27 protein-coding genes are annotated in these 25,607 nt (G+C 71.4%); 21 read left to right on the plus strand and 6 right to left on the minus strand.

Annotation, left to right across the window (positions count from 1 at the left end; all coding sequences use genetic code 11):
- Positions 1–195: 195 nt before the first annotated feature.
- The 15 genes from C6361_RS20620 (at position 196) to C6361_RS20690 (ending at position 15,387) form a co-directional block, all read left to right on the plus strand.
- Positions 196–2,547 carry a transglycosylase domain-containing protein gene (locus tag C6361_RS20620; RefSeq protein WP_107268704.1) on the plus strand — a complete coding sequence of 784 codons (2,352 nt, stop codon included), beginning with the start codon at positions 196–198 and terminating at the stop codon, positions 2,545–2,547.
- A gap of 127 nt (positions 2,548–2,674) precedes the next feature.
- Entirely contained in the window at positions 2,675–3,994 is a 1,320-nt protein-coding gene (gene glyA / locus C6361_RS20625) for a serine hydroxymethyltransferase (RefSeq protein WP_304598401.1), read from the plus strand.
- Positions 3,987–4,502, plus strand: coding sequence for a hypothetical protein (locus tag C6361_RS20630; RefSeq protein WP_369930230.1), 516 nt, complete (start codon positions 3,987–3,989; stop codon positions 4,500–4,502). Before glyA ends, C6361_RS20630 begins: the two co-directional genes overlap by 8 nt.
- A gap of 217 nt (positions 4,503–4,719) precedes the next feature.
- Positions 4,720–4,950: an AtpZ/AtpI family protein gene (locus C6361_RS20635; protein WP_107268705.1), complete on the plus strand. Its 231-nt coding sequence runs from the start codon at positions 4,720–4,722 to the stop codon at positions 4,948–4,950.
- Positions 4,951–4,962: 12 nt separating this feature from the next.
- Positions 4,963–5,763 carry a F0F1 ATP synthase subunit A gene (atpB, locus tag C6361_RS20640; RefSeq protein ID WP_107268706.1) on the plus strand — a complete coding sequence of 267 codons (801 nt, stop codon included), beginning with the start codon at positions 4,963–4,965 and terminating at the stop codon, positions 5,761–5,763.
- Positions 5,764–5,855: 92 nt separating this feature from the next.
- Positions 5,856–6,095 carry a F0F1 ATP synthase subunit C gene (locus C6361_RS20645; RefSeq protein ID WP_107268707.1) on the plus strand — a complete coding sequence of 80 codons (240 nt, stop codon included), beginning with the start codon at positions 5,856–5,858 and terminating at the stop codon, positions 6,093–6,095.
- Between the two features lie 26 nt (positions 6,096–6,121).
- On the plus strand, positions 6,122–6,697 hold the full coding sequence (locus C6361_RS20650; RefSeq protein WP_107268708.1) for a F0F1 ATP synthase subunit B: 576 nt from the start codon (positions 6,122–6,124) through the stop codon (positions 6,695–6,697).
- Positions 6,697–7,518, plus strand: coding sequence for a F0F1 ATP synthase subunit delta (locus C6361_RS20655; protein ID WP_107268709.1), 822 nt, complete (start codon positions 6,697–6,699; stop codon positions 7,516–7,518). Before C6361_RS20650 ends, C6361_RS20655 begins: the two co-directional genes overlap by 1 nt.
- An 84-nt stretch (positions 7,519–7,602) precedes the next feature.
- Positions 7,603–9,255, plus strand: coding sequence for a F0F1 ATP synthase subunit alpha (atpA, locus tag C6361_RS20660; protein WP_107260452.1), 1,653 nt, complete (start codon positions 7,603–7,605; stop codon positions 9,253–9,255).
- A 9-nt stretch (positions 9,256–9,264) separates the two neighbouring features.
- Entirely contained in the window at positions 9,265–10,203 is a 939-nt protein-coding gene (locus C6361_RS20665; RefSeq protein WP_107260450.1) for a F0F1 ATP synthase subunit gamma, read from the plus strand.
- A complete protein-coding gene (gene atpD, locus C6361_RS20670) occupies positions 10,203–11,639 on the plus strand; it encodes a F0F1 ATP synthase subunit beta (protein WP_107260448.1) in 1,437 nt (478 codons plus the stop codon). Before C6361_RS20665 ends, atpD begins: the two co-directional genes overlap by 1 nt.
- Positions 11,640–11,897: 258 nt before the next feature.
- Complete coding sequence (locus C6361_RS20675; RefSeq protein WP_234358915.1) at positions 11,898–13,121, plus strand: LCP family protein; 1,224 nt, start codon at positions 11,898–11,900, stop codon at positions 13,119–13,121.
- A gap of 279 nt (positions 13,122–13,400) precedes the next feature.
- Positions 13,401–14,549, plus strand: coding sequence for an LCP family protein (locus C6361_RS20680; RefSeq protein ID WP_369931445.1), 1,149 nt, complete (start codon positions 13,401–13,403; stop codon positions 14,547–14,549).
- A gap of 103 nt (positions 14,550–14,652) precedes the next feature.
- A complete protein-coding gene (locus C6361_RS20685) occupies positions 14,653–14,934 on the plus strand; it encodes a F0F1 ATP synthase subunit epsilon (RefSeq protein WP_107260444.1) in 282 nt (93 codons plus the stop codon).
- A gap of 12 nt (positions 14,935–14,946) precedes the next feature.
- Complete coding sequence (locus C6361_RS20690) at positions 14,947–15,387, plus strand: DUF2550 domain-containing protein (protein WP_107260442.1); 441 nt, start codon at positions 14,947–14,949, stop codon at positions 15,385–15,387.
- Between the two features lie 60 nt (positions 15,388–15,447).
- Here C6361_RS20690 and C6361_RS20695 read toward each other — a convergent pair whose 3' ends face one another.
- A complete protein-coding gene (locus C6361_RS20695) occupies positions 15,448–16,137 on the minus strand; it encodes a class I SAM-dependent methyltransferase (RefSeq protein WP_199853029.1) in 690 nt (229 codons plus the stop codon).
- 130 nt (positions 16,138–16,267) lie between these two features.
- Here C6361_RS20695 and C6361_RS20700 point away from each other — a divergent pair, with 130 nt between their 5' ends.
- From C6361_RS20700 to C6361_RS20710, 3 genes are all read left to right on the plus strand, one after another.
- A complete protein-coding gene (locus C6361_RS20700) occupies positions 16,268–17,500 on the plus strand; it encodes a sensor histidine kinase (protein WP_159079396.1) in 1,233 nt (410 codons plus the stop codon).
- Entirely contained in the window at positions 17,497–18,252 is a 756-nt protein-coding gene (locus C6361_RS20705; protein WP_107260438.1) for a response regulator transcription factor, read from the plus strand. The genes C6361_RS20700 and C6361_RS20705 overlap by 4 nt, the downstream gene beginning before the upstream one ends.
- A gap of 112 nt (positions 18,253–18,364) precedes the next feature.
- Positions 18,365–19,231, plus strand: coding sequence for a DedA family protein (locus C6361_RS20710; RefSeq protein ID WP_107268712.1), 867 nt, complete (start codon positions 18,365–18,367; stop codon positions 19,229–19,231).
- Here C6361_RS20710 and C6361_RS20715 read toward each other — a convergent pair.
- Entirely contained in the window at positions 19,208–19,642 is a 435-nt protein-coding gene (locus C6361_RS20715; RefSeq protein ID WP_234359641.1) for a VOC family protein, read from the minus strand. The two genes, C6361_RS20710 and C6361_RS20715, sit on opposite strands and share 24 nt — an antisense overlap.
- 31 nt (positions 19,643–19,673) lie before the next feature.
- Positions 19,674–20,246 carry a cob(I)yrinic acid a,c-diamide adenosyltransferase gene (locus C6361_RS20720; protein ID WP_107271065.1) on the minus strand — a complete coding sequence of 191 codons (573 nt, stop codon included), beginning with the start codon at positions 20,244–20,246 and terminating at the stop codon, positions 19,674–19,676.
- On the opposite strand from C6361_RS20720, the gene murA reads away from it, so the two are divergent.
- Positions 20,245–21,687 (plus strand): UDP-N-acetylglucosamine 1-carboxyvinyltransferase, encoded by a 1,443-nt coding sequence (murA, locus tag C6361_RS20725; RefSeq protein WP_107260432.1) that lies wholly within the window; start codon positions 20,245–20,247, stop codon positions 21,685–21,687. The genes C6361_RS20720 and murA overlap by 2 nt on opposite strands.
- A gap of 17 nt (positions 21,688–21,704) precedes the next feature.
- On the opposite strand, the gene C6361_RS20730 is transcribed toward murA, so the two are convergent.
- Positions 21,705–22,199 carry a MarR family winged helix-turn-helix transcriptional regulator gene (locus C6361_RS20730; protein WP_107271066.1) on the minus strand — a complete coding sequence of 165 codons (495 nt, stop codon included), beginning with the start codon at positions 22,197–22,199 and terminating at the stop codon, positions 21,705–21,707.
- 106 nt (positions 22,200–22,305) lie between these two features.
- Here C6361_RS20730 and C6361_RS20735 point away from each other — a divergent pair, with 106 nt between their 5' ends.
- Together C6361_RS20735 and C6361_RS20740 are read left to right on the plus strand one after the other, a co-directional pair.
- Positions 22,306–22,866 carry an NADPH-dependent FMN reductase gene (locus C6361_RS20735; RefSeq protein ID WP_107260428.1) on the plus strand — a complete coding sequence of 187 codons (561 nt, stop codon included), beginning with the start codon at positions 22,306–22,308 and terminating at the stop codon, positions 22,864–22,866.
- 155 nt (positions 22,867–23,021) lie between these two features.
- A complete protein-coding gene (locus C6361_RS20740) occupies positions 23,022–23,870 on the plus strand; it encodes a 3-hydroxyacyl-CoA dehydrogenase family protein (protein ID WP_107260426.1) in 849 nt (282 codons plus the stop codon).
- Between the two features lie 11 nt (positions 23,871–23,881).
- Here C6361_RS20740 and C6361_RS20745 read toward each other — a convergent pair whose 3' ends face one another.
- Both C6361_RS20745 and C6361_RS20750 read right to left on the minus strand, forming a co-directional pair.
- A complete protein-coding gene (locus tag C6361_RS20745; protein ID WP_107268714.1) occupies positions 23,882–24,733 on the minus strand; it encodes an ABC transporter permease in 852 nt (283 codons plus the stop codon).
- A 2-nt stretch (positions 24,734–24,735) separates the two neighbouring features.
- The gene (locus tag C6361_RS20750; RefSeq protein ID WP_107260422.1) at positions 24,736–25,584 is read right to left on the minus strand and encodes an ABC transporter ATP-binding protein; all 849 of its coding nucleotides are present in this window, start codon (positions 25,582–25,584) and stop codon (positions 24,736–24,738) included.
- Positions 25,585–25,607 lie beyond the last annotated feature (23 nt).

Below are 25,607 nucleotides of genomic sequence, written 5' to 3' on the forward strand. Positions count from 1 at the left end.
CCGGCCCGCCCTGACGCGGGCGCGGCCCGCCCTGCGGCGGGGGAGATTCCGCCGTGGTCACTCCGGCTTGTGAATCTGAACCGGTTTGCCGTGAAACGGGTGCGGCGCCCGAAATCAGCCGGCAGGCTGACGGAGTCCCCGAGCCCGGCCGTTTGTCCGGGTCGCGTCGATCGTGTCCCGCCCGGGAGGTACCGCATGCTCCGGCTGCGGCTGAACCAGCTCTGGACCCTGACCCTGGCCGGAATCCTGGCCGGGACGATCCTGGCCGCCGCCGCGCTGCCGGCCTCGGTCCTGGCGGCGGTGGGGCTCAAGTCGATCGGCGCCCGCTACGAGGACCTGCCGCAGGACCTGCGTACCCCGCCGACCGCCCAGCGCTCCTACCTCTTCGCCGCCGACGGCCGTACCCCGATCACCTCGTTCTACGACGAGAACCGGACGAACGTGCCGCTGTCCCAGGTCGCCGAGGTGATGCGGCAGGCGACGGTGGCGGCCGAGGACGCCCGCTTCTACTCGCACGGCGGCGTCGACCTGAGGGGTGTGCTCCGGGCCGCCGTGGCAAACCGGGTGGGTGGCGAGGTGCGGCAGGGCGCCTCGACGCTGACCATGCAGTACGTCCGCAACGTGCTCAAGAGCGACCCCGGACTCACCGCGAAACAGCGTGCCGAGGCGACCGAAACCAGCGCCGGCCGCAAGATCCAGGAGATGCGGTACGCGCTCGCGCTGGAGCGCCGGCTCAGCAAGGACGAGATCCTCAGCCGCTACCTGAACATCGCCTACTTCGGTGCCGGGGCGTACGGCGTCGCCGCCGCCAGCCAGCGGTACTTCTCCAAGCCGGCCGGGCAGTTGACCCTGGCCGAGGCGGCCCTGCTGGCCGGGCTGGTCCGCTCGCCGGAGACGGACAGCCCGATCGGTGGCGACACGGAGGCCGCGCTGGCCCGCCGGGGCTACGTACTGCGGCAGATGGCGGAGACCGGGGTGATCTCCGCCGAGGCCGTCACCCGTACCCAGTCGGAGCCGATCAGGCTGCGGCCCGGCGCCGAGCCGAACGACTGCGCCGGCATCCCGGACGGGCGCTCCGACTGGGGCTTCTTCTGCGACTACTTCCGGCAGTGGTGGAACGCGAACCCGGCGTTCGGGCTCACCGTCGACGAGCGGCAGCAGACGCTGCGCCGGGGCGGCTACCGGATCACCACCTCGCTCGACCCGGCGATCCAGGCCACCGCGCTGCGGCAGACCCTGACCGTCTACGACTACGCCGACCGCCGGGCCGCGCCGATGGCCGTGGTGCAGCCCGGCACCGGCCGGGTACTCGCGATGGCGGTCAACCGGCACTACTCGCTCGATCCGAACCCCCGGGGGCAGCGCAACCACCCGAACACGGTCAACCAGTTGATCGCCGGTGGCGGCGGCATCGACGGCTACCAGGCCGGCTCCACGTTCAAGATCTTCACCATGCTGGCCGCGCTGGAGGAGGGGATGCCGCTGGCCTCGGGCTACCTGGCGCCGTCCCGGCTGGTGACCAGCTATCCGGTCGACGGGCCCAACGCGTGCGGCGGCTACTGGTGTCCGGCCAACGCCAACCCGGAGTGGATGAACGGCCACCGCACGATGTGGACCGGTTTCGGGCGGTCGGTCAACACCTACTTCGTGGCGCTGCAACAGCGGATCGGCGCGGACCGTGTGGTGCGGATGGCCGAGCGGCTGGGCATCGTGTTCCGGGCCGACAACGACGCGCGGCTGGCCACGTACGGGGCGGAGGGCTGGGGGGCGTTCACCCTCGGGGTCTCCGCCAGCACGCCGCTGGACCTGGCGAACGCCTACGCGACGCTGGCGGCCGAGGGGACGTACTGCAAGCCGCTGCCGGTGCTCTCGATCGTCGACGCCACCGGCCGGGCGCTGCCCGCCGCCGCACCGAGCTGCGGAAAGATGCTCAGGGCGGAGGTGGCGAGGGCGGCGACCGACGCGGCCCGCTGCCCGGTCGGCGGCCAGTCGGCGTACGCCCAGTGCGACGGCGGCAGCGCGCCCGAGGTGACGAGGATCCTCGGCGACCAGCCGGTGGCCGGCAAGACCGGCAGCGCGGAGGGGTACGCCACGGAAACCTTCGTCGGCTTCACCCCGCAGCTCGCGGCGGCGGCCATCGCCGCGAACCCGGACGACCCGAGTGACGCGGTCGGCCAGCCGGTGCAGCGGAAGGTCATCGCGGCGGTCGCCACCACCATGGCCACCGCGCTGAAGGGCAGCCCCCGGCGGGACTTCACCCCGCCGGGGCGGGAGATCGCCTTCGGTGACGGCCCGGACGACCTCGGTCCCGCCCCGGCCGGGCCGGGGCAGGACCCGTTCGCCCCGGCCCCGGTGGTGCCGGCGCCCGTGCCGGCGCCGCCGGCCCCGGCGCCCACCGCCGTGGTACCCCGGCCGACGCCGCCGCCGGTCCCGCCCCGGCCCACCGCCACCGTGCCGCGTCCGGTACGCCCGGTGCCGACCTCGCCCCGGCCGGGGGTGGTACCCAGGCCGACGCCGCCGGCCCCGCCCCCACCCACGTCCCGCTGAGCGGCCCCGCCCCCGGCTGAGCGGCCCCGACTCGTCGGCGGGTGCCGGCAGGTCGTCGGGCGTCCTCCCGGGTGCCCCCATAGACTCGGAGCCGGCCCAATGCCGAGCGCGACGAGAAGGTGCCGGGGTGAGCGAGCTAATCGAGCGGGCAGGTCGGCCCGGTGCGGGGGAGCCGACCTTCTGGGGGCCGGACTTCGACGAGCTGGCCGGCACCGATCCGGAGATCGCCGAGGTGCTGCTGGACGAACTCGACCGGCTGCGCGGCGGGTTGCAGTTGATCGCCAGCGAGAACCTCACCTCGCCGGCGGTACTGGCGGCGCTCGGCTCGACCCTGACCAACAAGTACGCCGAGGGTTATCCGGGCCGGCGCTACTACGGCGGCTGCGCCGAGGTGGACCGGGCCGAGCAGATCGGCATCGACCGGGCCAAGGCACTCTTCGGGGCCGAGCACGCCAACCTCCAGCCGCACTCCGGGGCGAGCGCCAACCTGGCCGCGTACGCCGCGCTGGTGCAGCCCGGCGACACGGTGCTGGCGATGGACCTGCCGCACGGCGGCCACCTGACCCACGGCAGCCGGGTCAACTTCTCCGGCAAGTGGTTCGCCCCGGTCGGCTACCAGGTGCGCCGGGACACCGAGCTGATCGACTACGACGAGGTACGCGAGCTGGCCCTGGCACACCGGCCCAAGATGATCATCTGCGGTGCCACCGCGTACCCGAGGCTGATCGACTTCGCCCGGTTCCGGGAGATCGCCGACGAGGTCGACGCCTACCTGATGGTGGACGCGGCGCACTTCATCGGGCTGGTCGCCGGGCGGGCGATCCCGTCCCCGGTGCCCTACGCCGACGTGGTCTGCGCCACCACGCACAAGGTGCTGCGGGGGCCCCGGGGCGGCATGATCCTGTGCCGGGAGTCACTCGCCGAGCGGATCGACAAGGCGGTCTTCCCGTTCACTCAGGGCGGCCCGCTGATGCATTCGGTGGCGGCCAAGGCGGTCGCGCTGCGCGAAGCGGCGTCTCCGGCCTTCCAGGCGTACGCTGCCCAGGTGGTTTCGAACGCGCAGGCGCTGGCCGCCGCCCTCGCCGCGGAGGGGATGCGTCCGGTCTCCGGTGGCACCGACACCCATCTCGCGCTGATCGACCTGGGCGAGGTCGGGATCACCGGTAGGGACGCCGAGGCGCGCTGCGACGCCGCCGCGATCACCCTGAACAAGAACGCGATCCCGTACGACCCGCAGAAGCCGATGGTCGCCTCCGGCATCCGGGTCGGCACCCCGAGCGTCACCACCCAGGGCATGGGGGTGGCGGAGATGCGCCGGATCGCCGACCTGATCTCCCGTGCCGTCCGGACCGACCCGGCCGCGCCCGGCGGTACCGCCGCGCTGGCGGAGATCCGTGCCGACGTCGCCGATCTGGTGGCCGCGTTCCCGGCGTACCCCCGTGGTTGAGCGGGAGCCGGTCGAGGTGGCCGACCGGCCGGCGGAGCCGGACCTGACCGCTCCGGACGCCCCCGCCGGCTCGCCGACCCCGGCCGCCGGCCCCGGCGCGGCGGACCGGCACTGGCGGCTGGCCCACCTGCCGGTGGTGCTCGGCGCCTCGGTCGGGCTGCTCCTCCTCGCCACCGCGCTCGGTGCGCTGCTCGGCGGTGGAATCGGCGCGGCCGGAGCCGCGGCCGGGGTCGGGGTGGTGACGGTGAGTTATCTGGCCTCCACGCTGGTGATCGCCTGGGCCGACTCCGTCAACCCGGCCCTGGTGCTGCCGTTCGGCGTGGCGATGTACGTCGCCAAGTTCAGCGTGCTCGGTGTGGTGATGGCCGGGGTCGCCGGCCGGGGCTGGGCCGGGCTGGAAGCGTTCGGCTGGGGCGTCGTCGCCGGTGTGGTGGCCTGGACCGGCGCGAACATCTGGTGGATCGTCACCGTGCACGCCGTACGGACGCACCGGCCGCCGCAGGCGTGATCCCAGGCGTGATCCAGGTCACCCACCTCAGGGCGGACCTGGGCCGAGTCCCGTGCACGGGACGGCACAGGAAACTGTCAGTGATCGGTCATTTTCCCGGTGGCGGAACCGGAGTAGCGTGCCCACAGACGACGCGCCCGCCCACCGGCCCACACAACCACGTTGTGCGGGGGGTGAGGCACAGCCTCGTATCCCCGGCTGATATCGTTCGGCCGTCATGACCGGTGACCAAACCCCCCAACCCCCCGGCGGCTCGGGCGCTCCCGAAGCCGGCGAGGGTTGGACCGCGCTGGCATACCTCATCGGAGGTCTGACGGTGTGGGGCTTCATCGGTTGGTTGGTCGACCAGTGGCTCGAAACCGATGGCCTGGCCACCGGGATCGGGTTCCTGCTCGGCGGGGCCGGGGGCGTTTACCTGGTCATCCGCCGGCTCGGCACCCCTAGCTAGGGAAGGGACGCGGTGATCGGACAGTCGGTCGTCCTCGCGGAGGGCGAAGTTCCGTTTCCACCCAGCGTGGAAGACTTCTTTCTGCCGAGCATCGTGCCGTGGGGCGCGCACAACTCATACTGGATCACGAAGTTCACCGCGCTGATCTGGCTGGGCGTCGCGCTGCTGATCATTTTCTTCCTGGTCACGTACCGGAAGCCGAAGTTGGTGCCGACGAAGGGCCAGTGGATCGCGGAGTCGATCTACGGATTCGTCCGGAACAACATCGCGGTCGACATGATCGGTCACCGGGGTGTGGCCTTCGCGCCGTACCTCACGACGCTCTTCCTCTTCATCTTCATCAACAACCTGTGGCAGATCATTCCGTTCGTGCAGATCTCGCCGATGGCGCACATCGCGTTTCCGGCGTTCCTGGCGATCATCAGTTACGTGATGTTCATCTGGGTGGGCATCCGGCACCACGGTTTCGCAAAGTTCTTCAAGCATTCGCTGATGCCGCCGGCGCCGTGGTTCATGCAGCCGCTGCTGATTCCGATCGAACTGTTCTCCACGTTCATCGCCCGGCCGGTGTCGCTGGCGCTGCGGTTGTTCGCCAACCTGTTCGCCGGGCACATCATCCTGCTGGTCTTCACCCTCGGCGGCTTCGTCCTGCTGAACGCGGACTCGTTCTTCCTGAAGCCGATCTCGGTGCTCTCCTGGGCGGTGTCGATCGCGATCACCTTCCTGGAGGCGCTGGTCATCGTCCTGCAGGCCTACATCTTCACCGTGCTGACCGCCAGCTACGTGCAGGGCGCGCTCGCCGACGAACACTGAGCCGCACCCGACGAACACCGACCCGCACACAACCGCACACCCGTTGTCGTCCCGCGTGAGCCGTCACGCGTGATTTCAGGAGGAACCAACCAATGTTGTCGTCGACCCTCGCCGCCGTCGAAATTACCGGCAGCCTCAGCGCCATCGGCTACGGCCTCGCGGCCATCGGTCCGGGTATCGGTGTCGGCCTGGTCTTCAGCGCCTACATCCAGTCGACCGCCCGGCAGCCGGAGTCGTCCCGGATCACCCTGCCGTACGTCTGGATCGGCTTCGCCGTCATCGAGCTGCTGGCACTGCTGGGCATCGCCTTCGGCTACGCCTTCGGCGCATAACCGTCCCCTCGAAACGGGAGGTTCCGATGTATTTCATCTTCGCCGCGGAGGGCGGCACCGAGCACAATCCGATCATCCCGCTCTGGCAGGAGATCGTCGTTGGCTCGATCGCCTTCGCCATCCTCTGCTTCATGCTGATGAAGTTCGTCTTCCCGCGGATGGAGCAGACCTTCCAGGCTCGGGTGGACGCGATCGAGGGCGGGATCAAGCGCGCCGAGGCCGCCCAGGCCGAGGCCAACCAGCTCCTCGAGCAGTACCGTGCGCAGCTCGCCGAGGCGCGGACCGACGCGGCGAAGATCCGCGACGACGCCCGGGCCGACGCCGAGGGCATCCGGCAGGACGTCCTGGCCAAGGCCCGGGAGGAGTCCGACCGGATCATCGCGGCCGGCAAGGAGCAGCTGGCCGCCGAGCGGGCCACCATCGTGCGCGAGCTGCGTACCGAGGTGGGCACGATCGCGGTCGACCTGGCCAGCCGGATCGTCGGCGAGTCGCTGGCCGACGAGGCCCGCCGCAAGGGCACCGTCGAGCGGTTCCTGACCGACCTGGAGAGCGTCGGCGCCGGCAACGGCTCGCCCAACGGCTCTGCCGTACGGACGAGCTGATGCAGGCCGCCAGCCGGGAGTCGTACGCCGCCGCACGGCAGCGTCTCGACGCGTACGCCGGCCAGACGGACGGGGACCGGATCTCCGTCACCGGTGACGAGCTGGGCTGGGTCGCCGGGCTGCTGCGGCGTGAGCCGAGGCTGCGCCGGGCGCTCTCCGACCCGGCGCGCTCCGGCGAGGACCGGGCCGCGCTGCTGGAGTCGCTGGTCGGCGACAAGGTGGGCCAGGACGCCAGGGAGCTGCTCGGCGTGCTGGTCTCCGGCCGCTGGTCGGCGCCGTCCCAGCTGCTCGAGGCCACCGAGCGGCTCGGCGTGGAGGCGCTGCTGGCCAGCGCCGACCGGGCCGGTGAACTGGGTGAGGTCGAGGACGAGCTGTTCCGCTTCGGTCAGGTGGTCGCCGCCGACGCGGAGCTGAGCAACACGCTCTCCGACCCGATCGCGCCGGTGGCGCAGCGGGCCGAGCTGACCGGCGCGCTGCTGCGCGGCAAGGCCAGGCCAGTGACGGTCAAGCTGGTCGAGGTGGCGCTCGCCGGGTTCGGCGGACGTTCCTTCTCCGGCGGGTTGACCCGGCTGGTCGAACTGGCCGCCGACCGGCGGGACCGTCAGGTGGCGTACGTCACCGTAGCGGCCCCGTTGGTCGAGGAGGAGGAGCAACGGTTGGGACGCAAGCTCGCCGCGCTATACGGTCGAGAGGTCACCGTCAAGCAGACGGTGGACCCGACCGTACTGGGCGGGCTGCGTGTCCAGATCGGTTCCGATCTCTACGACGGCACGATCCTGCGCCGCCTCACCGACACCAGAAACGCGCTCGCGCGGGGCTGAGCAGCACCGACGCCTCATGCGCAGCGCCGAGAAAGACATCCACGCCGTTCCGGTTAACCGGGCCCTGAATAGAGGAAGAAGAGGATGGCCGAGCTGACCATCTCGTCGGAGGAGATCCGCGGCGCGCTGGAGCGCTACGTCTCCTCCTATTCGCCCGACGTCTCCCGTGAGGAGGTCGGCACCGTCGCCGACGCCGGTGACGGCATCGCCCACGTCGAGGGCCTCCCCTCGACCATGACCAACGAGCTGCTGGAGTTCGAGGACGGCACCCTCGGCCTGGCGCTCAACCTCGACGTCCGGGACATCGGCGTCGTGGTGCTCGGCGACTACGGCGGGATCGAGGAGGGCCAGCGGGTCAAGCGCACCGGCCGGGTCCTCTCGGTGCCGGTCGGCGACGCGTTCCTCGGCCGGGTGGTCAACCCGCTCGGCCAGCCGATCGACGGCCTCGGCGACATCGCCAACGAGGGCTACCGCGAGCTGGAGCTCCAGGCGCCGAACGTGATGGCCCGGCAGAGCGTCAGCGAGGCGCTGCAGACCGGCATCAAGGCGATCGACGCGATGACGGCGATCGGCCGGGGCCAGCGGCAGCTGATCATCGGTGACCGGCGGACCGGCAAGACCACCGTCGCGCTGGACACCATCCTCAACCAGCGGGACAACTGGCGCTCGGGCGACCCGGCCAAGCAGGTGCGCTGCATCTACGTGGCGATCGGCCAGAAGGGCTCGACCATCGCCTCGGTGAAGGGCCTGCTCGAGGAGCAGGGCGCGATGGAGTACACCACCATCGTCGCCTCGCCCGCCTCGGACCCGGCCGGCTACAAGTACATCGCCCCGTACGCCGGCTCGGCCATCGGCCAGCACTGGATGTACGCCGGCAAGCACGTCCTGATCGTCTTCGACGACCTGACCAAGCAGGCCGAGGCGTACCGCGCGGTGTCGCTGCTGCTGCGCCGGCCGCCGGGCCGCGAGGCGTACCCGGGTGACGTCTTCTACCTGCACTCCCGGCTGCTGGAGCGCTGCGCGAAGCTCTCGGACGAGATGGGCGGCGGCTCGATGACCGGCCTGCCGATCATCGAGACCAAGGGCAACGACATCTCGGCGTTCATCCCGACCAACGTGATCTCGATCACCGACGGCCAGATCTTCCTGGAGACCGACCTCTTCAACCAGGGTGTCCGGCCGGCGATCAACGTCGGTACCTCGGTCTCCCGGGTCGGCGGCGCCGCCCAGGTGAAGCCGATGAAGAAGGTGGCCGGCCGGCTCCGGCTGGACCTGGCGCAGTACCGCGAGCTGGAGGCGTTCGCCGCGCTCGCCTCGGACCTGGACAAGGCGTCGCAGGACCAGCTCAGCCGGGGTGCGCGCCTGGTCGAGCTGCTCAAGCAGACCAACTACTCGCCGTTCCCGGTGCAGGAGCAGGTGGTCTCGGTCTGGATCGGCACCGAGGGCAAGCTGGACGACGTCCCGATCGGCGAGGTCCGGCGCTTCGAGTCCGAGTTCCTGGAGTTCCTCCGCCACCAGTACAAGCCGACGATGCAGTCGATCGCCGACAACAACTGGGACGACGACATCATCAACGCGCTGAACGAGGCGGTCGCCCGGTTCAAGCAGATGTTCCTCGGCAAGGAGGACGAGGTGCGGATCAACGAGGCACCGGCCGAGGCGATGGAGGGCGAGCAGGACCGGGAGACCGTGACCCGGTACCGCGACAGCGCGCCCGCCCAGGCCGAGAAGCAGTAGGGCCGACCGGTGGCTGCCCAGGTACGCGTTCTTCGTCAACGGATCCGCTCGGCGAAGTCGATGAAGAAGATCACCAAGGCGATGGAGCTCGTCGCGACGAGCCGGCTGGCCAAGGCCCAGTCCCGGGTCGCGGCCTCGTTGCCGTACGCCCAGGCCATCACCGGCGTGCTCACCGCGCTGGCCTCCAACGCGGCCATCGACCACCCGCTGCTCACCGCCCGGCCGAAGGTCCGCCGGGCCGGGGTGGTCGTGGTCACCAGCGACCGGGGCCTGGCCGGCGGTTACACCTCCAACGCGATCAAGGCGGCGGAGTCGCTGGTCGCCCGGCTGAAGGCCGACGGCAAGGAGCCGGTGCTCTACGTCATCGGCCGCAAGGGCGTCGGCTTCTACCGGTTCCGGCAGCGGAAGGTGGAGGCGAGCTGGACGGGCTTCTCCGAGCAGCCGACCTTCGCCGACGCCAAGCAGGTGGGCGAGACGCTGATCAAGGCGTTCGTCTCCGGCGCGGACGACATGGAGGGCGGCGACCCGGGGATCGACGGCGTGCTCGGCGTCGACGAGCTGCACATCGTCTACACGCAGTTCAAGTCGCTGATGTCGCAGACCCCGGTGGCCCGGATCATCGGTCCGATGGAGGTCGAGGACCGGCCGCGCTCCGAGGCGAAGGGGCTGCTGCCGGCGTACGAGTTCGAGCCGGAGGCGGACGCGCTGCTCGACGCGCTGCTGCCGAAATACATCAACACGCGGATCTACGCGGCGTTGCTCGAATCGGCGGCCAGCGAGTCGGCCTCGCGTCGTCGGGCGATGAAGAGCGCGACGGACAACGCCGAAGAGATGATCGAGACCTACACGCGTGAGATGAACTCGGCCCGTCAGGCCGGGATCACCCAGGAGATCAGTGAGATCGTCGGCGGCGCGAACGCGCTGGCCGCGTCGGGAAGTGAAGTGTGATGACTGCTCCTTCAGAGACCAAGACCGCGACGGGCCGCGTGGTCCGGGTCATCGGCCCGGTCGTCGACGCCGAGTTCCCGCGCGACGCCATGCCGGAAATCTTCAACGCCATGCACGTCGACGTGACCCTCTCCGGGGGCACGAAGACGCTGACCCTGGAGGTCGCCCAGCACCTGGGCGACAACATGATCCGGGCGATCTCGATGCAGCCGACCGATGGTCTGGTCCGGGGCACCGAGGTCCGGGACACCGGCTCGCCGATCACGGTGCCGGTCGGTGACGCGGTCAAGGGCCGGGTCTTCAACACCATCGGCGAGGTGCTCAACCTCAAGGAGGGCGAGACCTTCCAGGCGGCGGACCGGTGGCAGATCCACCGCAAGGCGCCGGCCTTCGCCGACCTGGAGCCGAAGACCGAGATGCTGGAGACCGGCATCAAGGTCATCGACCTGCTCGCCCCGTACGTCAAGGGCGGCAAGATCGGTCTGTTCGGCGGTGCCGGCGTGGGCAAGACGGTGCTGATCCAGGAGATGATCACCCGGGTCGCGAACAACTTCGGTGGTACCTCGGTCTTCGCCGGGGTGGGTGAGCGGACCCGTGAGGGCAACGACCTCATCCACGAGATGACCGAGTCCGGCGTCATCGACAAGACCGCGCTGGTCTACGGCCAGATGGACGAGCCGCCGGGCACCCGGCTCCGGGTGGCGCTCTCCGCGCTGACCATGGCGGAGTACTTCCGGGACGTGAACAAGCAGGAAGTGCTGCTCTTCATCGACAACATCTTCCGGTTCACCCAGGCCGGTTCGGAGGTCTCCACCCTGCTCGGCCGGATGCCGAGCGCGGTGGGTTACCAGCCGACCCTGGCCGACGAGATGGGCGAGCTCCAGGAGCGGATCACCTCGGTCCGGGGCCAGGCGATCACCTCGATGCAGGCGATCTACGTGCCGGCGGACGACTACACCGACCCGGCGCCGGCCACCACCTTCGCCCACCTGGACGCCACCACCAACCTGGAGCGGTCGATCTCCGACAAGGGCATCTACCCGGCGGTGGACCCGCTGGCGTCCTCGTCCCGGATCCTCGCGCCGGAGTTCGTCGGCGCCGAGCACTTCGCGGTCGCCTCCGAGGTGAAGCGGATTCTCCAGCGCTACAAGGACCTCCAGGACATCATCGCCATCCTCGGTATCGAGGAGCTCTCGGAAGAGGACAAGCTGACCGTCGGCCGGGCCCGCCGGATCGAGCGGTTCCTCTCCCAGAACACGTACGCGGCCGAGGTCTTCACCGGCATCAAGGGCTCGTACGTGCCGGTCAAGGACACCGTCGAGGCGTTCCGGAAGATCAGCGAGGGTGAGTACGACCACTTCCCCGAGCAGGCCTTCTTCATGTGCGGCGGGCTCGACGACCTGGAGCGCAACGCCCGCGAGCTGATGAAGGACTAGTTCGCGGCGATTACTCAGACAGCCGCACCGGCAACCGCCGGTGCGGCTGTCGTCGTCTTCACCCGCTGTTCACCCGGGCACCTGGTCGATTTGCTCGGACTTGATCTAGTTCCGGTGCTTTGGTGACGCAGCTTCGCCGGGTACCGTCGTGGGCGGCCCGCGACCTCCCGGCCGCACGGCGACGTCTCGCCGTGCCGCGTCGGCGCTGGTCACGGGCGCGACGAACGGAGATGTCCGGTGGGTGAAGGCGGCAGGGGCGTGGGTCGGTCGGGCGGCAGTGCCCACCGGCTGGGCCGGCAGCGGGGTGACTCTTCCGGCTACCCGGATGCCGCAGCGGCGGCCGAGCAGGGGCCGCAGCGCTCCGACGGCGGCCGGCGGCGGCGCAACAGGTCGCGCGCGCCGCGCTGGGCCCGGGTCTGCACGATGCTCGGTGCCCTGCTGGTGCTGGTCAGCGGCGCCGGGCTGGTCGGCTTCGAGGCCGTGCTCGCCCGGTACGAGGGGTCGGTGCAGGAGGCCGACCTCTTCGGCGACGAGGCGGCCGGCACGGTGCCGGAGAAGAAGTCGGACATCAAGGGCCCGTTGAACATCCTGCTGGTCGGGATCGACCCACGTACCAAGGAATGGTCGCCGCTGGCCGACTCGATCATGGTGCTGCACGTGAACGAGACGCTGGACTCGGCGTACCTCTTCTCGCTGCCCCGGGATTTGCTGGTGCGGATTCCGGCCTTCGACAAGGCCGACTACCGGGGCGGTACGGAGAAGCTCAACGCCGCGATGGCGCACGGCAGCGAGGTGCCCGGCGAGAAGCTGCCGAGCGCGGCCCAGGGCTTCGAACTGCTCTCCAGGACCGTCTCGGAGGTCACCGGCATCGAGCGCTTCGACGCCGGGGCGATCATCAACTTCAACGGCTTCCAGAAGATCGTCGACGCGATGGGCGGCGTCGACATGTACATCGACACGAACGTCAAGTCCGAACACCGCCAGCCGAACGGCAAGATGCGCACGCTGAAGCCGGGTGGTGGCGGTTACACCGGGCCGCAGGCGCAGTACCGCAAGGGTGACGCGCACCTGTCGGGCTGGCAGGCGCTGGACTACGTCCGGCAGCGGTACGGCCTGCCGAACGGTGACTACGACCGGCAGCGGCACCAGCAGCAGTTCGTCCGGGCCATGGCCGACCAGGCGCTGAGCAAGGACGTGGTGACCAATCCGATCAAGCTGGACTCGGTGCTCCGGGCGGCCGGCGAGTCACTGATCTTCAACGGCCGTGGTCACGACCTGGTGGAGTTCGCCTTCGCGCTGCGCGGGCTCCGGTCGGACTCGATCCAGATGATCAAGCTGCCGGGCGGCGGGGTCACCCAGGGCGGCTCCTACCAGGGCGAGCGGTTCCAGCCGATCGCCGAGGAGTTCTTCGCCTCGATCAGGACCGGCACGGTCGACAGCTTCGTCATCAGCAACCCGGAACTCCTGAACAAGGCCAGGTAGCCGCCGCGCGGCGGAGTCGGCCGGGGAGCGGTCCCCGGCCGGCCCGGGTCGATCGGGTACCGGCGACGCAGGCACCAGGATCCATCGTTAGTCTCTGCAACGATTCCGCCCCGTCCGCCCGTCTCTATTGACGGGCGCAGAATTCGCGAGGCGCGCGACGGATGGAGACGCATGAGCGAGGGTGGCAAGGGCGCTGGCCGGTCCACCAGCCGGACGGGTCGGCCGGCACGCGGCCGGGACGGCGGCGCCGGGCTGATCGACGACAGCTCGGTGGGCGACCTGTCCAGCGGCGGGCGGCCGATCAGGGAGGGTCGGCGCAGGAAGTCCGCCGTCCCGACCTGGGCCCGGCTCTGCACGATCTTCGGTGCCGTACTGGTGGTGCTCAGCGGCGGCGTGCTGGTCGGCCTGGAGGCGGTGCTGGCCCGCTTCGAGGGCGCGGTGACCGAGGAGGACCTCTTCGGCGACCAGGCCGCCGGGGCACCGGCGGCGGAGAAGAGGGCCGACATCAAGGGCCCGTTGAACATCCTGCTGGTCGGCATCGACCCGCGTAAGCCGGAGACGCCGCCGCTGGCCGACTCGATCATGGTCCTGCACGTGACCGAGACGCTGGACTCGGCGTACCTCTTCTCGCTTCCCCGGGACCTGCTGGTCGACATCCCCCGCTTCGACAAGGCCGACTTCCCGGGCGACCGGACGAAGCTGAACGCCGCGATGTCGTACGGCAGCAAGGTGCCCGGCGAGAAGCTGCCGAGCGCGGCCCAGGGCTTCGAGCTGCTCTCCCTGACGGTGTCGAAGGTGACCGGGATCAAGCGGTTCGACGCGGGCGCGATCATCAACTTCGGCGGCTTCCTGAAGATCGTCGACGCGATGGGCGGCGTCACGATGTACATCGACCAGAACGTCAAGTCGGAGCACCGCCGCCCGGACGGTACGCACCGGACGTTGAAGCCCGGCGGTGGCGGCTACCTCGGCCCGCAGGCGCAGTACAAGAAGGGCACCCGGCACCTGGAGGGCTGGCAGGCGCTGGACTACGTCCGGCAGCGGTACCCGGAGAACGGGGTGACCGACGGTGACTACGGCCGGCAGCGGCACCAGCAGCAGTTCGTCCGGGCCATGGCCGACCAGGCGCTGAGCAAGGACGTGGTGACCAACCCGATCAAGCTGGACAAGGTGATCCGGGCGGCCGGCAAGTCGCTGATCTTCAGTGGTCGCGGGCACAAGCTGATCGACTTCGGCTTCGCGCTGCGTAACCTGAGGTCGGACTCGATCCAGATGATCAAACTGCCGGGCGGTGGTGTCGGCACCGGCAGCAACTACAAGGGTGAGCGGCTACAGCCGATCGCGAGCGAGTTCTTCGCCTCGATCAGGGCGGGCACGGTGGACAGCTTCGTGATCAACAATCCGGAGTTGTTGAACAAGCTCAAGTGAGCGGCCCCGGACGGAGCCACCCGGACGGAGCCACCCGGCTGGGGGCGGCGGCGGGAGCCGGACTAGACTTTCCACAATCCCGCCGCCGCAGCAAGGAGACAGCGTGGCACAGCTTCAGGTCGAACTCGTCGCCGTCGAGGAAAAGATCTGGACGGGCGAGGCCGAGATGGTCGTCGCACGGACGACCGAGGGCGAGCTCGGAGTGCTGCCGGGACACGCGCCGCTGCTCGGGCAGCTCGCCGAGCCCGGTCAGGTACGCATCAAGTTGGCCGGCGGCGAGCAGTTGACCTACGACGTCAACGGCGGCTTCCTCTCGGTGACCGGAGCCGGTGTCACGGTCCTGGCCGAGAGCGCCAGCCCGGTGACCGAGTCCACGAGCCGCTGACCCGACACGTCGATGCTGGTCTTGCGTTGGATCGGAATCGGCGTCCTGGTGCTGCTCCTCGCGGTTGCGGCACTCTTCGTCCGGCGTGCCCTGATGACCCGTTCCGGCGGCATCATCCGGCTCAGCGTGCGGGTCTCGACGATCCTCGACGGCCGTGGCTGGTCGCCGGGCTTCGCCCGGTTCGCCGAGACCGAACTCCGCTGGTACCGGATGTTCAGCTTCGCGCTCCGGCCGAAGCGGGTGCTCTCCCGGCGTGGCCTCGCGGTGGAGCGTCGGCGGCTGCCCGAGGGGCAGGAGCGGCTCATCATGCCCGCCGACTGGGTGATCCTGCGATGTGTCAGTCACCAGGCGCCCGTGGAGATCGCGATGGCGAAGTCCACGGTCACCGGCTTTCTCTCCTGGCTCGAGTCCGCCCCTCCGGGGGCGGTTTCTCATTTGGTCCTCCGGGACTGATGCTCCTACCCGACTGAGCGCGGCCCCGGTGTCGACCCGGTGCGGCCGGGGCGAGCGCGATCAGGGGCGGCTCGGCTCCGGCCCGCGCGAGACCGGACGGGTTCCGGGCCGGACCGGTCCGGGGTGCCGGCCGGGTCCGCCGCGCTCCTCGACGGCCGGCTGCCGGATCGGCCGCCGGCAGTGGTAGACCACCGCGGGTGGCAGGTTGGCCCAGACCGTACCCCCGACCACGACCTCCTCGAAGAGTTCCCGCAGGTTGCGGTGCAGTCGCCGGGCCGGTGGCGACCAGCGGGCGTGCTGGTAGGCGAAGGTGGTGAAGACGCCGTCGTCGGCGAGCGCCGCGACGACGGCGGCGAGGATCTCCCGCTGCCGCTGCGCGGTGAAGACGGCCCAGGGCAGTCCGCTGACGATCACCTGGGCCGGCGGCAGGTTCCGTTCGGAGAGCAGCCCGGCCAGTGCCCCGGCGTCGGCCTGGAGTACGTCGACCGCCGGATGCTCCCGGGCCAGCCGGTCGGCGAAGGTGGCGTTGACCTCCACCGCGAGGTGCCGGCCCTGGCCGGCGAGCCGGCGCTGGATCACCCGGGTGAACGCCCCGGTCCCGGGGCCGAGTTCGACCACCAGGGGTTGCCCGCTCCGGGGGATCGTCGCGGTGATCCGCTCGGCGAGCGGTGTTCCGCTGGGTGCGATGGCACCGACCGCCCGGGGGTCACGGGCCAACTGGGCCAAAAACGAGATCATCTCGGTGGGCACGGACCGAAGCTAGGCGACGTGATCAATCTTCGACGTCGTTCGGCCGGTCGGTGTACCGGCCACTCGGAGGAGGCGCCGTGACCGGTGGCAGGAGTCGCAGCCGGAGTCGCGGCTCCGTATCGTTGCCGGCGTGCGGGGACGGCGGAGATGGTGGCCCGATGTGCTGATGGGCCTGGTCGGCGGCGCCTTCGGGCTGGTCAAACTTGGCTGGCCCGTGGTGCAGAGCAGACCGTTGCCACTGCTGGTGACGGTGGCCGCCGGACTGATCCTGGTGGCGGCCCGCCGCTGGCCCTGGCCGGTACTGCTGATCGAGTGCCTGCTGCTCAGCTCCGCCAACTGGACCGCACCGCTGGGCGGCGACGTCGCCCAGTTCGGCGCCCTGACCGCGCTCGGGATCATCGCGTACGCCGCCAACTGGCCGGCCACCGCCGTGGCGCTGGGGCTGTCGTACGCGGCGTCGCTGGTGCACCTGATCGGCCCGGACAGCGAGGGGCTGCTCCCCGGGCAGCAGGGCTTCGTCCAGCTCGCCGGCTTCTTCGGGATCTCCGTCGCCCCGGTCGCCCTGGCCCGCTACCTCGGCGGGGTGCGCCGGGTGGCCCAGTCGGCCGAGGAGCGCGCCCGGGAGGTGGAGGCGCAGCAGGAGGTGCAGACCCGGGCCGCGCGGCTGGCCGAGCGGGCCGCCATCGCCCGTGACCTGCACGACATCGTCGCGCACCACGTGGGAGCGATCGCGTTGCAGGCCGGCGCGGCGCAGTACGCGGCCCGGCGTACCGGCCGGGTGGACGACGCCGTGCAAGCGCTGGGGGAGTTGCGGGTCACCGCCGGCCAGGTGCTCGACGAGCTGCGGGCGCTGCTGGAGGTGCTGCGTGACCCGGACGCGATCGTGGCGGGCGGGCCGCCGATCGAGCCCGAGCAGTTGATCATGGATGCGGAGCAGCGGGTCCGGGCGGCCGGGGTGGCGGTAGAGATGAACCTGGCCAGCGACGTGGGCGAGGCGCCGCTGGTGGTGCGTACCACCGCCGCCCGGGTGGTGCAGGAGGGGCTGACGAACACGCTCAAGCACGCCGGACCGGGCACGACCGCCTCGGTCGACATCCGGCCGGACGGCACCGGCCTGCTGGTCGAGGTGCTCGACAACGGCCCGGAACAGCCCCGGCCGTCGCTGCTGCCGCCCTCCGGGCACGGACTGGCCGGCATGCGCGAACGGGTCCGGCTGCTCGGCGGCACGCTGCTCGCCGGCCCCACCGGCAGCGGCGGCTGGCGGCTCGCCGCGCACCTGCCGATCCGGGAGAAGACCGCGGCGATCTGCGCGAAGCCGACGACCCGGGCCGTGGACGCGGAGCCGACCGGGCGGTCCCGGTGACCGTACGAGTCCTGGTCGTCGACGACCAGGCCCTGGTCCGGGCCGGCGTGACCCTGCTGCTGCGTACCGCCGGCGGGTTCGACATCGTCGGCGAGGCCGGCGACGGGCGGGAGGCGGTTCGGCTGGCCGAGCGGCTCCGCCCGGACGTGGTGCTGATGGACCTGCGGATGCCCCGGATGGACGGCATCGAGGCGACCCGGCGGATCCTCGACCAGCACCCGGCGACCCGGGTGCTGGTGCTGACCACCTTCGCCGACGACGCCAACATCTACGGGGCGCTCGGCGCCGGTGCGATCGGTTACCTGGTCAAGGACGGCGCCCCGGAGGATCTGGTGGACGCGGTCGGCCGGGCGGCCCGGGGCGAGCCGCTGCTCGCGCCGGCCGTACTGGCCCGGATCGTGCACCGGGCGTTGCAGGCGCACACCGAGGACACCGAGCGCGGCTCGGAGGACGTACGCCCGTCGGGGCGCCGGCTGCTCAGCGGCCGGGAGCGCGAGGTGCTGGCCCTGGTCGGCGCCGGGCTCTCCAACGCCGAGATCGCCGCCCGGATGCACCTGGGGGTCACCACCGTCAAGACGCACGTCTCGGCGGCGATGGAGAAGCTCGGGCTGCGCAACCGGGTCCAGGCCGCGGTGGTGGCGCACCGGCTCGGTCTGGTCGACGACGACTTCCGGCCGATCGTCCTGGACGGGCCGGGCCGGGACGAGAGCCCCTCCGGCGCCGCCGGTGCCGTCCCGCCGGGGCTCCGGTGATCCCGACGGGGTCTGCCCCTAGGGGCCGACGGTCGGGAACCGGCCAGTCGGCGGAGCCGGTGCGGCTTGCGGCACGACGCCGACCGGTGGACGTACCGGGCACGGTGTAGGGGTGGATCCCGCCGTCGGACTCGTCGACCGGCTCACCGGCCTGCCGCCGGGCTGGTTGTATCTGGCCGCCGGGGCGCTGCTCGCCGCCGAGGTGGGCGTGCTGGCCGGCATCCTGGTGCCGGCCGCCGGCACGATGCTGGCGATCGGACTGCTCGCCCGGAGCGGCTATCTGGACCTGGTCACCGCGCTGGTCGTCTGCACCGTGGCCGCCTTCGCCGGTGACCAGCTCGGCTATCTGCACGGCCGGCTGGCCGGCGCCCGGGTCCGGGCCGGTCGGCTCGCCCGGTGGATCGGTGTCGAGCGCTGGCGACGGGCCGAGGCGTTGGTCCTCGACCGGGGCGGCCCCGCGATCCTGCTCGGCCGGTGGCGGGCGTTCGGGCGTACCCTCGTGGCCCGGGTGGCCGGCGCGGCCGGAGTGCCGTACCGGCGGTTCGTGCTCTTCAACGCGGTCGGGGTCGCGGTCTGGGTGCCCGGCACCGTCCTGCTCGGCTACGGGGTCGGGATCTCCTACGCCGGGCTCACCGCCGTGGTCGGGCCGGTCGCCGGGCTGGTGCTGGTGGCCACCGCCGTGGTGGCGGCCGGGGGCTGGCTGCACCGTCGGCTCCGGGCCGGCCCGTCCGGGTACCCCGCAGGCCGGTCCCGGCCCGCCGGTGGCGCTCGACCGGCCGCTCCGGGCCGGGGTGGCCGGCAGCCGCGTCGGGGCGCGCCGAGGTCCGGGCCGGCGGTGCGGGCCCTGCCCCGACGGCTCCGGTCGGCCCGCTTCTCCCCGCTGCGGCAGCCGCCCCGGCCGACCGGTCCGGCGGGACGGCGGCGTGCCCCGGGCGGCCGGGAGACGCCGGGCCGGTCAGCCGCCGGGGACGGGGAGTGACGAGGCGCAGAGTTCCACCTCGTACCCGGAACCGTCGGTCAGGTAGCCGGCGTAGCTCTGCGGCCCGCCCGCGTACGGGTGGCGGTCGGCGAAGAGCAGCGACCAGCCGTACCCGGGGGCCAGCGCGACCAGCCGGTCCACGGCGGCGGGCGGGCCGGCGTGGAAGGCCAGGTGGTTGAGGCCCGGCGCGAGCCGGTCGTGTCGCCGGGAGGAGAGCGCCGGGGACTCCTCCAGCACCAGGTAGGTCGGGCCGTGCCGCCAGGATCGGCCCGCCGGCCAGCTCTGGTACGCCGTCCAGCCCAGCTCGCCGAGCAGCCACCCCCAGCTCGTGGCGGCCCGGTCGAGGTCCGGCACCCAGATCTCCACGTGGTGCAGCCCGCCGGACGGGCCGGGCGGGTGGTCCGGGGTCACGCCGCCCGGGGCGTCACCGGACTCGGCCGGGTCAGCGCCCGCCACCCGGCACCCATAGCACATCGCCGGCCGGATTCGCGGTTCTTGCCAGGATGAAGAGCAGATCCGAGAGACGGTTGAGATACTTTGCCGGGAGAGGGCTGGTTCGATCTGGTTCTGCGCTGACCAGGGCCCATGCCGAGCGCTCGGCCCGCCGGGCGGTGGTGCGGGCCACGTGCAGCAGGGCCGCTCCCGGAGTGCCGCCGGGCAGGACGAAGGAGTCGAGTTTGGCCAGTCGCGCGTTGTACCGGTCGCACCACTCCTCCAGGCGCGCCACGTACTCCTCGGTGACCCGCAGCGGCGGGTACGCCGGCTCCGGCTCGACCGGGGTGGCGAGGTCGGCGCCGACGTCGAAGAGGTCGTTCTGGATCGTGCCGAGCACGGCGCGGACGTCCTCGTCGAGCTGGCCGAGGGCCAGCGCCACCCCGAGGGAGGCGTTGCACTCGTCGACGTCGGCGTACGCGCCGATCCGCGGGCCGGTCTTCGGGACCTCTTCGTTGTTGCTGAGCCTGGTCGTGCCGGCGTCGCCGGTCCTGGTGTAGATGCGGGTGAGGTGGACGGCCATGACGAACAGCGTACGGACGTCGACGGCGGCCGAGACGGCCCGGCCCGAGCCGGGTACGGGGCAGGGCTGGCCCGACGGCACCGGGCCGGGTGGGGCGGACGACTCTACGATTTGCGACGTGGACGTGATCAGAGTCAGTGGCGGCGCCCGGCTGGAGGGCCGGGTGCACGTCGTGGGTGCCAAGAATTCCGCGCTGAAACTGATGGCCGCGGCGCTGCTCGCACCGGGACGGAGCGTGATCACCAACGTACCCCGGATCACCGACATCGCGATCATGGCCGAGGTGCTGCGCCGGCTGGGCTGCGCGGTCTCGTTCGCCGACGACGAGGGTGCCGACGGTGGGGACGACGGCCCGCCCCGGTCCTGTTCGGTGACGATCGACGTGCCGACGGATCCGGGTACCGAGGCGGACTACGACCTGGTACGCCGGCTGCGCGCCTCGATCTGCGTGCTCGGCCCGCTGCTGGCCCGGCGCGGGTACGTCCGGGTGGCGCACCCCGGCGGCGACGCCATCGGCTCACGCGGGCTGGACATGCACGTGGCCGGGTTGGCCCGGATGGGTGCGGAGATCTCCGGTGAGCACGGCTTCGTGATCGCCTCGGCACCCCGTGGGCTGCACGGCGCGACGATCTGGCTCGACTTCCCCAGTGTCGGCGCGACCGAGAACCTGGTGATGGCGGCGGTACTGGCCAGGGGCGTCACCGAGATCGACAACGCCGCCCGGGAGCCGGAGATCGTCGACATCTGCGAGATGCTGACCCAGATGGGTGCCAGGATCGACGGCGCCGGCACCTCCATGCTGCGCATCGAGGGGGTCCCCGAGCTGCGTCCGGTCCGGCATGCCACGGTCGGCGACCGGATCGTCGCCGGCACCTGGGCCTTCGCGGCGGCGATGACCCGGGGCGACGTCACGGTGACCGGCGCCGACCCGGCCTTCCTGGAGATCGCGCTGGACAAGCTGGTCTCGGCCGGCTGCCTGGTCGAGACCCGGCCGGACGCCTTCCGGGTGCAGTTGGACCGGCGGCCGTCGGCGGTGGACGTGGTGACCCTGCCGTTCCCGGGTTTCGCCACCGACCTGTTGCCGATGGCGATCGGGCTGGCCTCGGTGAGCGAGGGGGCGTCGCTGGTCACCGAGAACATCTTCGACGGCCGGTTCATGTTCGTGAACGAGATGGCCCGGCTGGGTGCGGACATCAAGACCGACGGGCACCACGCCGTCGTCCGGGGGCGGGAGCGGCTCTCCAGCGCCCCCGTGCGGGCCACCGACATCCGGGCCGGCGCGGGTCTGGTGATCGCCGGGCTCTGCGCCGACGGGGTGACCGAGGTCTCGCACGTGCACCACGTCGACCGGGGCTATCCGGACTTCATCGCCGACCTGCGGAGCCTGGGGGTGGAGGTGGAGCGGGCGACCGCTCCCGAAGAGCCGGCGTTCACGTTATGACGGGGCGGCCGGCCCGGTCAGGAGGCGGCCCCGGACTCCGGGGTCGAGTGCTCCGCGCACCGGCCGGTCGTGGCGAACCGGCGCAGCGCGTCCGCGAGCTGCCCGAGGTCCAGCCCGTCGAGGTGGTCGACGATGTGCCGCCGGACGCTGGCCAGGTGGGTCGGGTACGCCGCTTCGAGCCGGGTCAGCCCGGCGCCGGTGAGCACCGCGTTCCAGCCTCGGGCGTCCTCGGAGCAGCGGATGCGTTCGACGAAGCCCTGCTGCTCCAGCCGGGTGACGATCCGGGTCATCCCGCTGAGCGAGAGGTCGCAGGCGGTGGCGAGTTCGTTCATCCGCATCCGGCGGTCGGGCGCCTCGGAGAGGTGCATCAGCGCGCTGTATTCGTTGATCGACAGGCGCTGCTCGCGGGTCAGGTCGGCGTCCAGCGCGCGCGGCACGACGATGATCGCCCGGCCCAGGGCCCGGACGACGGCCTCCTCCTCGCTGCTCAGCGGAGGCAACGGGGCTGTCATGCAGAACACAGTAGCACGGCGATTGCTTGACAAAGCAAGTATCGGGATATTTCCTTGACGCGGCAAGCACGTGGGTGCTGCTCATTCCGGAGGGGAACAACCAGCAATGACCAGAATTGCCATCATCCTCGGCAGCACTCGCCCCGGCCGCAACGGCGAGGCCGTGGCCCGCTGGGTGTACGACATCGCCAGCCAGCGCAGCGACGCCGAGTACGAGCTGATCGACCTGCTGGACTACAAGCTGCCGCACCTCGACGAGGCGATCCCGCCGAGCATGGGCCAGTACGCCAACCCGCACACCCTGGAGTGGGCTGCCAAGATCGCGTCGTTCGACGGGTTCGTCATCGTGACCCCGGAGTACAACCACTCCACCTCCGGGGCGCTGAAGAACGCCATCGACTTCCTCTTCGCCGAGTGGAACAACAAGGCGGTCGGGTTCGTCAGCTACGGCTCGGTCGGTGGCGCCCGGGCGGTCGAGCACCTGCGCCTGGTCGCCGGCGAGCTGATGATGGCCGACGTACGGGCCCAGGTGGCGCTCTCGCTGCACAGCGACTTCGAGAACTACAGCGTCTTCAAGCCCGGCCCGCACCAGGCCGACGCCCTCGGCGCCGTACTCGACCAGACCGTCGCCTGGAGCACCGCGCTCGCGCCGCTGCGCGCCAGCTGACCCGTCGCGGCCCCGCGACGACCGCTCGGGCCGGCGGCACCGCGGACATGCCCCCGCGGTGTCGCCGGCCCGAACCTGTTACCGACCGGTAGCGGTGCCGGGGTCGACCGTTAAGGTGCTCTGCGAGGACACAATCCAGCCGAAGGAGTGAGCACATGGCGGGTCGACTCGCGGTCATCGGGGCCGGTCTGATGGGTTCGGGCATCGCCCAGGTCGCGGCGCGGGCGGGCTGGCAGGTGACCCTGCGCGACCTCGACGACGCCGCCACCCGCCGGGGCCTCTCCGGCATCCGCACCTCGCTGGAGAAGTTCGCGGCCAAGGGCACCATCGGAGCCGACGAGGTCGAGGCGACCTTGGACCGGATCAGCCCGACCACCGAGCTGGAGGCGGCGGCCGACGCCGACATCGTGGTCGAGGCGGTCTTCGAGCGGCTGGAGATCAAGCAGGAGGTGTTCCGGGCACTGGACCGGATCTGCGCCCCCGGCGCGGTGCTGGCCACCAACACCTCGGCCATCCCGGTCACCCAGATCGCCGCCGCCACCGACCGGCCGGAGTCGGTCGTCGGCACCCACTTCTTCTCCCCGGTGCCGATGATGAAGCTCTGCGAGCTGGTCCGGGGCTACAAGACCAGCGACGAGACGCTGGCCACCGTGCGGGCCTTCGCCGAGGAGATCGGCAAGACCTGCGTGGTGGTCAACCGGGACATCGCCGGCTTCGTCACCACCCGGCTGATCACCGCCCTGGTGATGGAGGCGGTCAAGCTGGTCGAGTCCGGGGTGATCTCGCCGGAGGACCTGGACACCGCCTGCAAGCTGGGCTTCGGGCACGCCATGGGGCCGCTGGCCACCACCGACCTGACCGGTGCCGACGTGCTGCTGCACGCGACGAAGAACATCTACGCCGACACCGCCGACGAGAAGTTCTTCCCGCCGGAGCTGTTGCAGCGGATGGTCACCGCCGGTGACCTGGGGCGGAAGACCGGAAAGGGCTTCTACTCGTACTGAGCGGTCGGGGGTCAGCCGTCGCGGCGGCTGGTCCACCGGAAGGTGGTCAGGCAGAGCACCAGGCCGGCGACGCACCAGAGACCGAGGACCAGGGCGACCCGGCCGAGTTCGAAGGAACCGGCCGGCTCCTGGGCGCCGAACGACCCGGGCAGGAAGACCGAGCGCAGGCCCTGGCACATCCACTTCAGCGGGAAGATCGCCGCGACCTGCTGCATCCAGCCCGGCAGGTCGGTGAAGACGAAGAAGACCCCGGAGATGAACTGGAGTACCAGGGCCACCGGGGTCACCGTGGCGGACGCCCCGCGCCCCGTCCGGGGCAGCGAGGAGAAGGCGATGCCGCAGAGCGTGCAGGCGGTGATGCCGAGTACCGAGACCCAGAGCAGGGTGAGCCAGGCGTCGGCGGACTGCGGCAGGGTGAGGTCGAAGAGCAGCACGGCGACGGCGAGCAGCAGTACCGTCTCGGCGACGCCGATCACGGCGACCATGATGATCTTGCCGACGAAGTAGACCCACTTCGGCATCGGGGTGCCGCGCAGCCGCTTCAGCACGCCCCGGTCCCGCTCGATCGGGATCTGGATGGCCAGGCTCTGGAAGCCGACCGTCATCAGGCCGGTGGCGATCATGCCGGTGACGAAGTACTGGGTGAACCGGACCCCGCCGCCGATCTCGCCCCGGAAGATCGAGGCGAAGATCAGGATCATCACCACCGGAAAGAGCATGGTGAAGACGACGGACTCGCGGCTGCGCAGGAACTGGCGTACCTCCAGCCGGCCCTGACGCAGGCCGAGCGCGACCGGCCCGACCCGCCGGCCCGGCGCGGCGGCCGGCGGCCTGCTGGCGGTCTCCGCCGCGGTGGTCGACATGCTCATCGGTGCCCGATCATCCGTAGGTAGACGTCCTCCAGGGTGGGCCGGGTCACGGTCAGCCCCGGCACCTCGCCGCCGAACCGCGCCGCCAGCTCCGTGACCAGCGCCGCCGGTGTCGCGGTCTCGACCCGCTCCACGACACCCTCCGGGGTACGCCAGGAGACCGTGGCCAGCGCCTCCGCCCGGTTGCCGAGCCGGGCCGGGGCGGCCACCTCGACCAGCCGCCCGCCGGTGATCACCGCGACCCGGTCGGCGAGCGCCTCCGCCTCGTCCAGGTAGTGCGTGGTCAGCACGATGGTGGTGCCGGCGGCGGCCAGGTCACGGATCAGCTCCCAGAACTCGCGGCGGGCCTCCGGGTCGAAGCCGGTGGTCGGCTCGTCCAGGAAGAGCAGCTCGGGCCGGCCGACGATGCCGAGCGCCACGTCCAGCCGGCGCTTCTGCCCGCCGGAGAGGGTGTGGGTCCGGGCCTTCGCCTTCTCGGCCAGCCCGACCCGTTCGAGCACCTTGTCCGGATCGTCCGGGTCGGGGTAGAAGCCGGCGAAGTGGTGCACCACCTCGGCCACCGTCAGGTCGTCGAACTCGCCGGTGCCCTGGAGCACGATGCCGACCCGGGACCGCCACTGCCCGTCAGCCCGGTCCGGATCGACACCGAGCACGCTGACCTCGCCCGCGTCCCGGCGCCGGTAGCCCTCCAGGATCTCCACCGTGGTGGTCTTGCCGGCGCCGTTCGGGCCGAGCAGGGCGAAGACCTCGCCTCGGGACACCGCCAGGTCGACGCCGTCCACGGCGACGTTGCCGCCGTACGCCTTGCGCAACCCCCGTACGGAGATCGCGAGCTGCTCTGCCATGCGTCAACTATGCGTGACGGAGC

Origin of the sequence: Plantactinospora sp. BC1 (genome assembly GCF_003030345.1) — a bacterium.
GTDB lineage: Bacteria > Actinomycetota > Actinomycetes > Mycobacteriales > Micromonosporaceae > Plantactinospora.